Source organism: Candidatus Desulfosporosinus nitrosoreducens (assembly GCF_030954495.1).
GTDB lineage: Bacteria > Bacillota > Desulfitobacteriia > Desulfitobacteriales > Desulfitobacteriaceae > Desulfosporosinus > Desulfosporosinus nitrosoreducens.
Window position 1 is genome coordinate 103,286 of sequence record NZ_JAVHUW010000067.1, and the last position, 13,052, is coordinate 116,337.

Genomic DNA, 13,052 nt, shown 5'->3' on the forward strand with positions numbered 1-13,052 from the left:
AAAAATAGCTGATACGGAATCAGCTACTAAATTACTCATATGATTTTTTCAATCACACTGTAATTATAGATAGCTCTCCGCAAACGCGACAATTGAACAAATCTTATTTTGTCCAACCAGCCCAGTCCCCACGTAATTGAGACTAACTTCGGCACCTACACCTTTCAGCGAAGCTACGGTCTTACGCAAACCTTAACAACTTCGGGTACTAATTGTACGATGCACCTCTATCATTTAACTCAGTCTATTCATATTCGTTATACTTGTCAAGCCCAAGTTAAACGTATTTAATGGTTGTTTATTCCTTTGCTATAACTTAAGCTGTGAAATCCCCGCAATTAAATCCAGCGAGAGGCGGGACAAGGATTCAGCAGATGCGGTAATCTCTTCTAAGGAAGCTGATTGTTCTTCTGTGCCAGCGGCCATTTCCTGACCTGCAGCATCCTTGAGTAATATCGGTCAAATCAACAACTAATCGAGTTAAACTCGAAAAACCATTAAGAATGTCGGAAAGAAGGAAGTATTCATAAAACGTTGAAAATCTACCATATATGTTTTCTTAGATATAAATTTTAGAAGGAGAGGTACAAAGAAATGATGGTGAACTGTAAAGCTTGCGATAAGGAAATCGCTAAGGGAGTCAAGAAGTGCGTCCACTGTGGAAAGGATCAGAGGAACTTTTTGGGAAGACATAAAATCATCACTGGAATACTCGCAATTATTGTTCTTATCATAATCGTTTCGGCAGCAAGTGGCGGTGACAAATCAAAGACTGCTTCAGCGCCTGCACCAACACCGATCTCATCAAACGCTACTCAACCCAACACATCAACTTCAACACCCACACCACCTGCGACTCCTTCAGTTAAAACTTACAGCGCTGGTATGTATAAAATCGGAACCGACATGCCGGCTGGGGAATATGTGCTTATTGCCGATGATACGGCATATTTCCAAACAACCAGGGACTCAACGGGATCATTGGATAGCATTATTGCGAATGATAATTTTGTAAATCAATCGATTATCACTGTTAAAGATGGCCAATATTTAACTATAAGAGGCTGTAAGGCATATGCTTTTAAAGATTCTCCCCAAGTTCAGCCGGTAGATGGTTTTTTGCCCGAAGGGATGTACAAAGTAGGATTTGGCCTGTCTCCCGGGGAATATAAGGTAAGTGCAGATGCAGACGGATATGCCGAAGTGAGCAGTGATAGCTCTCACAGCCTGGATAGTATTGTTTCTAATGACAACTTCCAGGGAGATAAATATATTACTGTTAAGGCTGGTCAATACCTGAAATTAAATAGAGCAAAGCTTAAATTATAAAAAAAGATGATGCCATGAACAGCATCGTCATCCCAGAGTGCCCTCTCATCTTCTCCGTCCTATTCCCGCTTTTATGTGGTTCTCCTTTACTTTGTCGTGAAAACCATCCATTGCCGCATACCCAACTTTATCAATGATTAGGATGCCTGGTTTACATGGACATGGGGTCTTGATCCTGCGGTGAATCTGCCTGGAGATAATGTTCTAATTTCAAAAAGTTCCCCTACTTAAAGGGGAACTTTTTGTTGTTCAGAGGAATTCGACAAATGAAGACTACCAAAATGTACCCCTCCTGAGAGGGGGGCATTTTTCTTTAATCCATATACAATTACACCAAAACCGCTGATACCGGGCTGCTTCCGTTTTATCAAGGCGACTGCCTCAATGTACTGCGTCCATAGAAAAAACTTAAATTTTAACAAATGGTAATACTTATTCCCAAAAGGGGTGTTTCTTTCAAATGAAACATTATGGAATGCATAGCATTAATATTAGTAAATAAACATAAAATGTACAAAAACTTAACTGATATTTCGGAGTGAAAGAGCTGCTTTAACAACAAAAAAACCGCAAAAAAACGATTTTATCTGGCAAACTTGGCATGAAGCCCCACAGGATGTGCTTCTGTAGATCGTAAGATACGGCTCAAAAGAGGGTGTCTTATGGGCAAGCCTTACCCCTTTTACTTGGGGGGGGGCACATCCCCGCCCATGTCAAGTTTTGATTTCGAGTCTTTAACAATGGCTGAAAACGGGGTGGCCCCCCTTCATCGCTTAGCCCTTTTATTCAGTAATGATAACTCTGTTTCGCCGACAAAGTGGCTCTCTCGGAGCAAACTATTCACTTAATGGAGGTTCATATGATTGATGTATTCCTTGCTTATACTCAAAAGGATATAGAAAAACTCAACAATATTATAGATAACTTAAACTCTTTAAATAGTAGATGTAATTTGAAATATTACCAACCGAGTAAAGACAAAGAGTCAGTAGATTTCCTTAATTCATTGAATGATGTTTATTTATTTGTAGTATTACTATCAGACAATTCTCTGAAAAGTGGCCCTGTACAACTTGAAATTTCAGAAGCAATAAGACTTTGTCAGCTTGGGCATATAAAAAAAATATGTCCAATTATCATAGATGAAAATATTGATGATTTTGACAGCAGAATTCCCGGATACATAAAACAAAATATTATTTATCATGCTTCTTCACAGATACTTGCCGCACAAATCATTGAAGAGGTTGTTTATCACGAACTAAGCAAGGCGTAAGTTTTTAGAAAAATACTTTTTTTACAGGGATATCTCTCCCCCTCGACTCCGGTTATGATATAGTCACCTTTACTGATATAGTGTTTTCCCTCCAGCGTTTTAACAAAGGGTACCTTTCCCGAGTCTATAGGGCATAAATAGTTTTGTATATCTAAGCCAGATTTTGTCGCTACTTCAAAATCATCAAATCCGTCTTCCAAACCCAAAGTATATTCAATCGCCTCAACAGGTATTGGCCTCTTAATATATTTTGCCACAATAGTCACCTCTAGGTTATTATTTCTGGTTATTAGAAAATTTAAACCAATAATCCTTGAATATAATATGTCTTAACCTGGTGTGGTGACTCTCACAAAATATTAAAAATATCAAGAACTAGCCCCTAAGCGCTGTTAGTAGCTAGTTCTTATTTTATGCTTAAGCCAATAGGTTAGCTGATCCCGGCTAAAGACAGGAATAAACATTAACTTTATCTATCTTTTACCTATTATTTGTATAGCCTTTTAAACGAGGCCAAAGTGAATATTATAGCAGAAGAACTGTTTTTATAAGTTGCTGTGGCCGCTTTTAAATAATTGCTTTGCTTAGAATTTAACTAAATTGTAGATCAGTACACAACCTAAGATAAAATACATAAGTCCAAATAATATCGGTATCCAATTCTCTACGTGCGTGATAGGACGATATCGTTTTGGATCTTTGCCTCGCCCTAAAACATCCCATTCTATTTTATAAGGAGAGCAAGGCAGGTTGATCTCCATTTTATGTATCACTTTGAACCTCCCTTTATTTAACATTCTGTAAGACCTGACTATCGCCCACCATGAATAACACAAAAGTTCAATTCCTATTAGTGGTATTAACATCCAGAACCTGGGCTCTTTTAAACCTTCTTTGTAAAGCACTCCCAACAAAGCAATAAGAGATGTATGCAGAGTAAGAAAAAAGGCATTTGCCAGAACTCTTCTGGCACTTACCCTGTCTGTCATCTCAAGATATAGTTTATACTGCTCAAAGTAATGATCCCTGAATTTTTCACCATATTTCTGAGCTGAGGTATTTAAGAGTATACCCCCCCGGTGATTTCTATTACTCATTATTGTACTTACCTCCTTATCGCAATAAATTCTTGAAATAAAATTTAAGGTCTAAACTACACATTTCCTAGTTCGGCTTGGTTAAGTTTTATATTATATGCCATAAAAAGTACGATCATATCAATGATGTTCTTTACACCTGAAATTTGATATCTCCTAAACATCTTGAACAAACCGGTTCTGATGTACGGCACAACGACTCGGTCACTGCTGGTATACCCGGCTTAGGAAACACCCTACAATGCATTTTCCGCTCTGAAACGGCGGAGCAAAAAGAGTTAAAAGTAGGGTTTAAAACCCATATAAAAACAATAAACCGCACGAATGGCGGGTTTTTAGAGTCGCACAAGTTAATGTGCCTCAAGGATTTCATTATGTATCTCCACCAAATTTCGTGGGTTTGATTTAAAAATCAGGTAATAAAAGATGCCCTATAGGCCGCGTCAGCGATACACCGTTCCTTAAATAAGCATTTTAAGAGAGCCTTTTTGGCGGGTGCAACTCATTGAAAGCAACATTTCCCCATGCTATAATGCACTTGCGGCTTATTTGCAAGGCGGTAAAAAATACATAAGATGGTTCTGAAAGGTTTGGCTTAATGAAAATAAAACATATTGACGGTGACCGGGACTTTAACCTGTTTTTGCTGGCAGGGTTGTTCGCCGGGATCGGTGCAGGTATTAACACATCGATATTCAACAACTATTTAAACGACATATTCAGGCTGTCTGAGAATGTCAGAGGTTTCCTTGAAGTGCCACGGGAAGCGCCGGGCTTCTTTATCATGCTGGTTCTGGCGATTCTAAGTTTTTGCGGTGATGTACGAATTGCTATGCTCGGTATGGCAGCGGCAGGATTGGGGATGCTTGGGCTCGGCCTGCTGTCGCCGACCTTCGCGGTTATGATTATCTGGATGATGATGTACAGCCTCGGCACACACATGGTCATGCCCGTCACGCCATCCATCGGCATGTCTCTGTCCAAGCAGAAGTCTTTCGGCGCCAGACTTGGAACGGTCAGCGCTTTCGGCCTGTTCGGCAGTATTATCGCTTATATCTTTATCTTCCTGAGTTTTCACTTCCTGCATATGACCTATCAACTTGCCTTTATCATAGGAGCTGTTTTCTATGTGTTCGCCGCTTTGGCGGTAGGGCTGATGAAAAAAGGTAAGCCAGAAGCCAGGAAAGTCAAATTTATCTTTCGCAAACGTTATACGCTCTATTATGTCCTGGCCGGTATCAGCGGTGCAAGGGCGCAGATTTTTCTAACCTTTGCGCCATGGGTTCTGATTAAGGTCTTCAACGTGCAACCTCAAATGTTTGCCCTTCTAGGTATGGTTGTCGCTTTTGTGAGTATCGGCACACGTAAGATGATCGGCAGACTGATCGACGTCCGGGGCGAACGGTTTGTTCTGACTCTGGAAGCCGCTTTGTTGTTCGCCATCTGTCTCGGATATGCGTTCTCGGCCAATATCTTTCCCGTCGGCATTACTGCGGTGATTATCGCGGGCTGCTATGTCATCGACAATTCCATGGCTGCGGTCGAAATGGCGCGGTCAACTTATTTACGTAAGATTGCCGTCGACCTTGCCGATGTGACCCCAACGCTATCGACAGGCGTGAGCCTGCAGCACATCGCTTCGATGGTGATTCCCGTTTTCGGCGGGCTTTTGTGGTCAGCTTTTGGATATCAAGCAGTATTTAAGGGCGCAGCCGTTATCGCATTCCTTAACTTTGTACTTTCACGCAGAATTAAGATTGAGTTTGATCCCGCCATTAAGGCTGAATAAAACATTTGGCAATAAGGTACATCCTCTAAGAATGCTCTTGATTTACTATGATATTTTCAAAAGTGATAATTAATAAGCCTTGAGCTACGACTATCGTATCTCAAGGCTTTAATTTTTACATTGGCCAGATTGTCCGGAAAGTCTCTATATACACCCAATAACCCTGGAAGAACTCTTGGACGAAACTAATCCTGTTCGGATCATTGACGCCTTTATCGACCATTTAACTATGGACGAATTGAAATTTCTAAAGGCCACACAAAAGTACGTGAACTACAATGAAAAATATCTTTCTCATAGTCTACCCCTCTATTATCCAGGTAAGAAAGAACGGATCACGTTCCTTGCAGTTTTAATTTATTTATGATTACACCAGTAACATGTGGATCATAATACGATCCATACACCACACAAGGCTCCGCCACTCAACCACCAGCTAGGCTTTATACGGGTTGGCTATTTCTTCTTGGGCTTAGCGAGGATCACATGGCTGGGTGATAATAACTTTCTCTATTTTCCGTGGGTGGCCTTCTCCTCTAATTGTTGGAAACCCTTTATATCAACTGGGATAAATATTTTGTAATTACCTTGATTTATCAGCTTATCGGTATAATCTTGCCATGCCTTATAAGCCTCATTTTGCCCGGCCGGAATTGAATATAAAACTAAGCTTCTAAGTTTCCCTCTTCCTAAAATAATTTGCGTAAATTTTATTGTTTCGGGAGAACAGATGTAATCCGCGGAATTACTAAAGCCATTGTCCTTTATTGTTTGTGTATAAGCTTCTTTAGCCGGGTCATCGTCTGGTAGTGCAGCCATAGATTTTTTCTGTTGTTCCAGATATGATCTAGCTTCATCAGTGGTTACCTGGAATCCTTGGCGTTTTACCTCACTATCAATTAACGCATTTTCTACTAATAGACCCAATGTTATTTTTTCGTAGAAAGATTCATCTTGTGGCTTTTTGATATTGTTAACAAATGCATACTGCTTAATTGCTACTTCCCTCGTTAGCTGCAAACCGGTTATTTGGGTATCGCCTATCTCAGCAACTACATCTGGATACTTTGTATTTTTTATATTTTTAAGATCAGGAATTGCTATGTTCGTAGTACTTCCGACAGTGGCCTGAACTATTTGGGTATGGCTATTACTTTTCGGTATCATGCTTTGTAGCGTTTTAAGTATGTTTGTTGGGGCTGGTTGTTCAACCTTTTGACCACAACCGGTTAAAATTAGATTTAGCAGAAGTAAAAGTACACTAGACAATAAAATTCTCTTCATCAACTAAATCACCCTTTTCTAGTAAACACTACGCTCCAGTCCCAACCGCTCCTTTAGAAAAACGACCACTTTCGTTAACCCACGCAAGACTCGGTTTTTGACTACCAGCTTGGCTTTATCAAGTAGGATTCTTAAACTTAGCAAGACACAAGGCAGGGTAATTTTGTATCAATGGGGTAACCCGTAATACCGCCAATTTGAGGTGTGCGAATGTTACTGAAATTATACAACCGGGAACCTACTACAAGTGGCACCAGCATAAAATCAGATCACTTTGACACATATCCATATGCTATTTAAATTTTCCTAGTAAAACTGATATTACCAATATTACTCCTATTATTCTACCCATATATGTAACCGCTTTACTTGGTTCTGCACCTTCTTTAAACATCCAGCTTCGACCAAACATAAAGAATTGATTAGGAAATACAATTGCAATAACGCCTAAAATCAATACGATAATAGCAAACAAATTCATTGGAATTCCTCCTTTTACAACGAGTAATCCTACAATTACGTGATAATTAACCGCAATTAATTGCTCTAGAATTCGACACGTTTCCTGGTGAATCCTTCCATATCCAAATAAAAACAGCACTTTATTTCCATAAAACAAAAAAGACCTCACTTGAAGCTGGTGGGCCTTTGAGGCATTTATTTGATATTCACTATTACCCTAATGAGTTTCCAACCAAATTTATTGATTTCTGCAGTGACGCGACGGTTTTGGTTTCTATCGCGCAGGCTAAACACCTTCTAAAAGTAATAAAAGATACCTAATTTAGGTTATTCTCATTTTATGCATTTGAATAGCACAGTCTTTGACCAATTGTTTTCTATTAAAACATTGCGAAAACCTGCAGTGAATAACATAGATACTTCTTTTTCTTTAGTGAAGGGTACGTCAATATGCAAAGCAGCAAACTGTGCATTTTGCTGCTTATAAATTTCCTGAGCCTGTTGCATCCGAAGTTTCTCTTCTTCTACGCTCTGTGCAACAATATCTCCGTTTATCAATACTCCATTTTTCTTTAAAGAATTATAGATCTTAGCATATATTTTATCTTTCTGCTCTTCATTGAAATGATGAAGTGTATAACATGTCAGGATAATATCATATTTGTTCTTCCCAAAATCATAATCCAAAACAGAAATACAAATCGCATGTAAGTTTACACCGTGATAAAATTGTTTCTTAGAAAGTTGTTCTAACATTATAGGGGATATATCTAACGCCGTCACATTGCATACAAATTTTATGCGCTCTATTTCAAGACCTGTACCACAGCCTATTACAAGAATGTCTTGATTTTCCTGACAACAATTCACTTGAAGTTCTATTTCATCATAAAATTCGGTCATACCCATTTTTACAATAAAATCGTCATCATGAATCAACGCTTCTTCGTTGAAATACTCATCAATTCTCTTCATCTTCATTCCCCTCGTATAAAACTTTTATTAAGTGAATTAATCGCATAATGTTTAACGGTTAAATGTTAGTTCTTCAGAATTTGATTTAACACTTTTTCGAAATGATTTATGCTGCAATACGCTTTGACTTATGTATCCTTTAAGATAAGCATTAACACGCTCTACTGCTGTTATTTGTTTATAGGGTTCAAAGTAGCCCTCACTTCCTCTAGCTGGAACAGTATATCTTCTGGGATCTGATTCAACTTTAATCTTATAACTTTATTGCATCAAGGACCGCTTTAATACTAACTTCCAAATTATCATTTATTATTTTCAAAACAGGACATTCAATTTTGCTAAACCAAGCTTCATGCTTAGGCAAACTTCGCCCATTTCTTGTTCCCGCATCATAAGAAGCCGCCCATGCAAGAAATTTTTGACTGTCTTCATACTTTGCCCCTCCCGGCAAAATTTTGTTTCCATATCTTTCGTATTCGCGTTTTTTCAATCGCTCTAATCGAATATCCTGAGGAACATAAACAAAAACCACTAAATCAAAATAGGAAATAAGAATATCGCCCCAACCGGTAAGAGAACCACTAAGTATCCATTTGGGTGTTCTAGATAAATCACCCTGCATCAATTTCATACGCTCATCTTTTGGTTGTTCGACAGTAAACGGGTCATCTGTGGGCAACCAAAAATAATTATCAGAGTCAAAATGCTCATATCCCAGTATATCGCAGACACTTTTTGCGACGGTGGTAGTGCCGGAGCCTGATGCTCCAAAAATATGAATATGCGTTTTTTGTTTCATAGCAGTTACCTTCACCCCACTTAACATAAGTAACAACTTTAATTGGTATTGTACCATTAAATGTGAAGAAGCCAACTGCAACCGCAATCAACTTCTTTGGATAAATTTTATGATGGAGATGATGGGATTCGAACCCACGGCCTCTTACACGCGAAGCAGCGCCCTATCAGACCGTGCTTAAAGAAGCCTTATGCCCTGCATGTCAGGATGATATCGATTTTACTATATAAAATCAAAAAAGCCCAGTATGTTGTTCAGCATAAAAAGAGTGCGCCCCAAACTTAGATGTTTATATCTAACATTTGGGGTGCACTTCATGTAACCGGGTTTTCTATATTTGGAATTCTAGTTGAATCTGGTTGAAGGTTTTTATTTATTATTAGCCATTAAGTTGGGATTTAGTCTGCTGAACTTCGTCGTCCTTAGCCATAACAGCAGGCTTATAATAACCTTTAGCCTGTGCCATCTGGAACAGCTTATACTGCGATGCTTCATCGCTATTACGGATCTGTTGAATGGCAGAACGCAGCGTGGGGTTCGCGCATTCGGAAATGGTGTTGGCGTAACATGTCAGATTGCTCTTTACAGAGGAAAGAATATCATTGACCATTATTTTTTCATTTATCATTACTTATTTCCTCCTTTAGCTCAAAAAGCCTATCAACTGTTGTTTGGTTTTCATCGCATCCTGTGCACCATTCTGAAAAAACTGCTTGATTTCTGGATCGGTCGCTTGCTGGGCATAAGCCTGCAATTTTTGATGGACGGTTTCGTGAGCGCCAATCAAATGACGCAGGTTCTGCAGTTCAATTTGGTTTAGTTGTGACATAAGAAAAACTCCTTTCAAAACATCTCCGTATTAGTATTTCAGAATGCAAACATAATATTCACAGATAACAAAATTAGAATCCTTGTAATATAAACTGAATTAAGAAAAACAGAAACCAATAGTTGCGGAATGATTTCCTCCAAAAGCTGATATCATGCGGGTTTAAACACATGGCATCAGTTTTTGGAGGCTAGGTTTATGCTCATAATTTACGAATAAGGAAAAGATATATGCTTTACCTGTTTCAGGACAATTAAAATCATACTCCGCACCTGCAAGAGAGATATTATTTTCTTGCAAATACTGAATAACACGGGGAAAAAGTATCATTGCTTTCATTCACAACATAGGTATATTCGTATCCGGGGCACTTCACCTAAAGACTACATAGCACTGTTTGGAACTACAATCAAGTGGACGGCAGTACCTGGGGCTACTCAATACGCAATTTCAATCGCGGATTATGAATCCAATATTATGAAGGTTGATAACCTACAGTAGGGTAACCGAAAACCACAGACATTTCAGTTTAATACTTTATGATTGATACAACAAACGAACCATAAAGGAGCGATTCAAATCAAGGGAACTTGGTGATATGATAGGATATGATCCATAAATCCTAGATGATGAAGAATTCTTAGTTTGGCTCAAGTCAAGACGATATCAAGTAATGTTAAGGTACAAATAGCAGCAGCTGACAAAGTAATTGGAGGTGTATGGGAAATGAATTTTGGTGAGGTTTTTAAGGATATTTCTGCGGGCCTTTTGGTTACAGATGCAGATTTCAATGTGATCTGGGCCAATAAATTCGAGGAACAGTTTTATGGAAAACCCGTTGTAGGTTTGTGGGCTTTAGACTGTCACAAGGAAGAAAATCGCCAAAAGATTGCCGACTTTATAGCGCGGTTTAAAACCGGGGAATTGAAATCCTTTACCAAAATAGCCTTTGGGATGGTTATTACCTATAGTAGCTATTTCAAGGATGGGGAGTTCTCCGGAATGATTCGAACAAGAATTTATTTACCCGAAGGAGCGGATGCAAAGGAGACAGCTCATTATCCAAAGTAAAAACCAGAAACAAAATATTAAAGAGATGCTAATTCCTTAAAAAGGTTCAGCGTCTCTTTTTGTCATTCCCTTTCGGCTTTATTGATTTCCAAAATGTTATTTAAAATTTATGGCTCTGCCTCAGTCAACGTTACCCTACAAGGAATCAACTTACATAGTGATACCCCTTAACCGTTAAAACGTCATGGCCGCTCTTCAAGAACGGCCACGACATCACAATCAGATAAAATTAAGTAACACGTCTTATTTATTCATAACTTCATTAAATCCCATACCTGGTTGAGCCGTACCTGCCGTACACAAAGGAATACTCTCAACGATGCTACAAACCATAAAGTATGGAGCACTAAAAATAAGGTCTGATTCTTTAAACCCCTTAATGAGATGTCGGCTGGAATTATCTAAGAATGAAACATTAGCCCGACCTGTCGATAGCGGATAAACAATTGATCCTCCGCAAGTTGAACCGGATAATTGTGCTTGCAAGGGAATTCCAGTTTCGTGGTGTGGGAGTCGATTCGTTGTGCTATTTCCAGCAGCAGATCCTATGACCGAAAAAACTAAGATAAAGACACTAAAACCTAATATTGCCTTAGAATCTTTATGTCGGCGTTTCCATAAGATAGCTCCAGCAATCAGCCCAATAATTGAAGAAACAAGAAAAATGCAGAGAAATGTACAATAACTGAAATAACGACCGGCTTGACCCCTCAATTTTGGACAAATCACCCTCTTACATAACTTTTTCATAGAGATACTCCAGATTTCATAGTTATTCAGTTCTTTGTATAAATCCACAAGCTTGACAATGAGCCTCCGTGGGCGTGAGGTTTGACGGCTGGCCGGCAATGGCTTCGCTTATGCCGTCTGGCGAAAAAGCCTATCACGCCCACCCTCATTGTAAAGCTTGCTGGTACGACTCATAACCTAACTGCTTTAAAAACCATAGTACCTTTTAAAGAGGCCTTGTAGCATTCCTCTGGGGTCAAATAGTGAATACTTGAATGAATTCGGTTTCGATTATAGTGCTTTATGAATTCAGATACGATTTTGTAGGCTTCCTCATAAGTCTGAAACTCATAACGAGATAAGCATTCATTTTCCAAAATAGAGTTAAACGATTCGATATGAGCATTTTTATTAGGCGTTTTAACAGGAATCCGTTCATGCTCCAAGTTGTGTGCTGCACAGAATTCCCCAAATACCTGGCTTATAAACTGCGGTCCATTATCAGTTCGAATGATTAATTTTTCCGCTTTATGATAGAGTTGCCGTCGAAGTAACGAATTAGAAATTGTTGCTACAACGTCTTGAGCTATACAATTTAAGCCAATATGATAATCGATAATAGTTCGATCAAATACATCTAGAACAGGCTGAATAAAGAAGAATCGGTTTTCTCCAGCAATGTAGCCATATTTCAGGTCGGTTTCCCATAATTGATTTGACCCTGTAATCTCACGATTTTGAGCAATTCGTTTGGGAAAATGGGGTTTGATTTTACGTTGAGAGCGAAGAACTTTCATCTCTTTGCAGAGTCGGTAAACCTTCTTCTTGTTGATCTTTAACCCTTGCTTATTCTGGAGAACCTTAGTAATTTTTAAATATCCATAAGCATATCCTTCATTTTCGATCAGTTGAAGAATAAGCCCTTTAATAACCTCGTCACGGACAATTCGTCGATCCTTTCCGACAGAAAACCCAGGAACTGGACGACCTGTCGATTTTCCTTTCGGAAGACCACGATGCTTTATTTGATAGTAGTAGGTGGAGCGAGATATTCCAACAATACGAAGTACAAAGACTGCCGAATATCCTTTCCTGATCCATTTCTCGGCAATAGTTACTTTATCTGCAAGTGTGGGTTCGTTTTTTTTAGCAAATCTTTAAGGATAGCAATTTCGAGATCCTTTTCTCCAATAATCTTTTTTAGTCGTTCATTTTCTTGAGATTCACTTAATTGTTCAAGTGAGGCTGCATTCGCAGCAGAAGAATCATTGGCAGGATCTTTATCTGAAGATTTTTTGCTATTCTTTGTTTTATATGCTCTTACCCAATCCCTAACTGTGTATTCAGCGATTTCATGCCTTCTTGCTACGAGAGCACAGTTGCCTGTTTCAAGAGCCTCCTTAATTACTTTG

The 13,052-nt window shown here is 38.9% G+C and carries 15 protein-coding genes and 1 riboswitch; of the genes, 4 read left to right on the forward strand and 11 right to left on the reverse strand.

What is annotated here, in order from left to right:
* Positions 1-62: 62 nt before the first annotated feature.
* A riboswitch (Lysine riboswitch) is annotated at positions 63-238 on the reverse strand.
* Between the two features lie 356 nt (positions 239-594).
* Positions 595-1,329 (forward strand): Rv1352/Rv1906c domain-containing protein, encoded by a 735-nt coding sequence (locus tag REC12_RS18505; RefSeq protein WP_308897031.1) that lies wholly within the window; start codon positions 595-597, stop codon positions 1,327-1,329.
* Between the two features lie 859 nt (positions 1,330-2,188).
* A complete protein-coding gene (locus REC12_RS18510) occupies positions 2,189-2,605 on the forward strand; it encodes a TIR domain-containing protein (RefSeq protein WP_308897032.1) in 417 nt (138 codons plus the stop codon).
* Here the strand turns inward: REC12_RS18510 and REC12_RS18515 are convergent.
* Both REC12_RS18515 and REC12_RS18520 read right to left on the reverse strand, forming a co-directional pair.
* Positions 2,584-2,862 (reverse strand): hypothetical protein, encoded by a 279-nt coding sequence (locus REC12_RS18515; RefSeq protein WP_308897034.1) that lies wholly within the window; start codon positions 2,860-2,862, stop codon positions 2,584-2,586. The two genes, REC12_RS18510 and REC12_RS18515, sit on opposite strands and share 22 nt — an antisense overlap.
* 327 nt (positions 2,863-3,189) lie before the next feature.
* Positions 3,190-3,702 carry a RipA family octameric membrane protein gene (locus REC12_RS18520; protein ID WP_308897035.1) on the reverse strand — a complete coding sequence of 171 codons (513 nt, stop codon included), beginning with the start codon at positions 3,700-3,702 and terminating at the stop codon, positions 3,190-3,192.
* A 598-nt stretch (positions 3,703-4,300) separates the two neighbouring features.
* Here REC12_RS18520 and REC12_RS18525 point away from each other — a divergent pair.
* Positions 4,301-5,491: an MFS transporter gene (locus REC12_RS18525; protein ID WP_308897037.1), complete on the forward strand. Its 1,191-nt coding sequence runs from the start codon at positions 4,301-4,303 to the stop codon at positions 5,489-5,491.
* Between the two features lie 510 nt (positions 5,492-6,001).
* On the opposite strand, the gene REC12_RS18530 is transcribed toward REC12_RS18525, so the two are convergent.
* From REC12_RS18530 to REC12_RS18560, 6 genes are all read right to left on the reverse strand, one after another.
* Positions 6,002-6,775, reverse strand: a complete 774-nt coding sequence (locus tag REC12_RS18530; RefSeq protein ID WP_308897039.1) for a SurA N-terminal domain-containing protein — start codon at positions 6,773-6,775, stop codon at positions 6,002-6,004.
* 292 nt (positions 6,776-7,067) lie between these two features.
* A complete protein-coding gene (locus REC12_RS18535; protein WP_308897041.1) occupies positions 7,068-7,256 on the reverse strand; it encodes a DUF6199 family natural product biosynthesis protein in 189 nt (62 codons plus the stop codon).
* 314 nt (positions 7,257-7,570) lie between these two features.
* Positions 7,571-8,212: a class I SAM-dependent methyltransferase gene (locus REC12_RS18540; RefSeq protein ID WP_308897043.1), complete on the reverse strand. Its 642-nt coding sequence runs from the start codon at positions 8,210-8,212 to the stop codon at positions 7,571-7,573.
* A 253-nt stretch (positions 8,213-8,465) separates the two neighbouring features.
* Complete coding sequence (locus REC12_RS18550) at positions 8,466-9,011, reverse strand: ATP-binding protein (protein ID WP_308897045.1); 546 nt, start codon at positions 9,009-9,011, stop codon at positions 8,466-8,468.
* Between the two features lie 379 nt (positions 9,012-9,390).
* Positions 9,391-9,639, reverse strand: a complete 249-nt coding sequence (locus tag REC12_RS18555; protein WP_308897047.1) for a spore coat protein — start codon at positions 9,637-9,639, stop codon at positions 9,391-9,393.
* A gap of 15 nt (positions 9,640-9,654) precedes the next feature.
* Positions 9,655-9,840 carry a hypothetical protein gene (locus REC12_RS18560; RefSeq protein ID WP_308897049.1) on the reverse strand — a complete coding sequence of 62 codons (186 nt, stop codon included), beginning with the start codon at positions 9,838-9,840 and terminating at the stop codon, positions 9,655-9,657.
* A gap of 726 nt (positions 9,841-10,566) precedes the next feature.
* On the opposite strand from REC12_RS18560, the gene REC12_RS18565 reads away from it, so the two are divergent.
* Entirely contained in the window at positions 10,567-10,911 is a 345-nt protein-coding gene (locus tag REC12_RS18565) for a hypothetical protein (protein ID WP_308897050.1), read from the forward strand.
* A gap of 243 nt (positions 10,912-11,154) precedes the next feature.
* On the opposite strand, the gene REC12_RS18570 is transcribed toward REC12_RS18565, so the two are convergent.
* From REC12_RS18570 to REC12_RS18580, 3 genes are all read right to left on the reverse strand, one after another.
* On the reverse strand, positions 11,155-11,661 hold the full coding sequence (locus REC12_RS18570; RefSeq protein WP_308897051.1) for a DUF169 domain-containing protein: 507 nt from the start codon (positions 11,659-11,661) through the stop codon (positions 11,155-11,157).
* Positions 11,662-11,831: 170 nt separating this feature from the next.
* Positions 11,832-12,752: an IS3 family transposase gene (locus REC12_RS18575; protein WP_308897064.1), complete on the reverse strand. Its 921-nt coding sequence runs from the start codon at positions 12,750-12,752 to the stop codon at positions 11,832-11,834.
* A gap of 2 nt (positions 12,753-12,754) precedes the next feature.
* Positions 12,755-13,052 (reverse strand): transposase (locus REC12_RS18580; protein WP_308897053.1); only part of this gene is annotated, 298 nt, incomplete at its 5' end.

Coding starts and splice junctions, on each gene's coding strand:
- REC12_RS18505 (WP_308897031.1), top strand. CDS start 595: ATGATGGTGAACTGTAAAGCTTGCGATAAGGAAATCGCTAAGGGAGTC.
- REC12_RS18510 (WP_308897032.1), top strand. CDS start 2,189: ATGATTGATGTATTCCTTGCTTATACTCAAAAGGATATAGAAAAACTC.
- REC12_RS18520 (WP_308897035.1), bottom strand. CDS start 3,702: ATGAGTAATAGAAATCACCGGGGGGGTATACTCTTAAATACCTCAGCT.
- REC12_RS18525 (WP_308897037.1), top strand. CDS start 4,301: ATGAAAATAAAACATATTGACGGTGACCGGGACTTTAACCTGTTTTTG.
- REC12_RS18530 (WP_308897039.1), bottom strand. CDS start 6,775: ATGAAGAGAATTTTATTGTCTAGTGTACTTTTACTTCTGCTAAATCTA.
- REC12_RS18535 (WP_308897041.1), bottom strand. CDS start 7,256: ATGAATTTGTTTGCTATTATCGTATTGATTTTAGGCGTTATTGCAATT.
- REC12_RS18540 (WP_308897043.1), bottom strand. CDS start 8,212: ATGAAGAGAATTGATGAGTATTTCAACGAAGAAGCGTTGATTCATGAT.
- REC12_RS18550 (WP_308897045.1), bottom strand. CDS start 9,011: ATGAAACAAAAAACGCATATTCATATTTTTGGAGCATCAGGCTCCGGC.
- REC12_RS18555 (WP_308897047.1), bottom strand. CDS start 9,639: ATGATAAATGAAAAAATAATGGTCAATGATATTCTTTCCTCTGTAAAG.
- REC12_RS18560 (WP_308897049.1), bottom strand. CDS start 9,840: ATGTCACAACTAAACCAAATTGAACTGCAGAACCTGCGTCATTTGATT.
- REC12_RS18565 (WP_308897050.1), top strand. CDS start 10,567: ATGAATTTTGGTGAGGTTTTTAAGGATATTTCTGCGGGCCTTTTGGTT.
- REC12_RS18570 (WP_308897051.1), bottom strand. CDS start 11,661: ATGAAAAAGTTATGTAAGAGGGTGATTTGTCCAAAATTGAGGGGTCAA.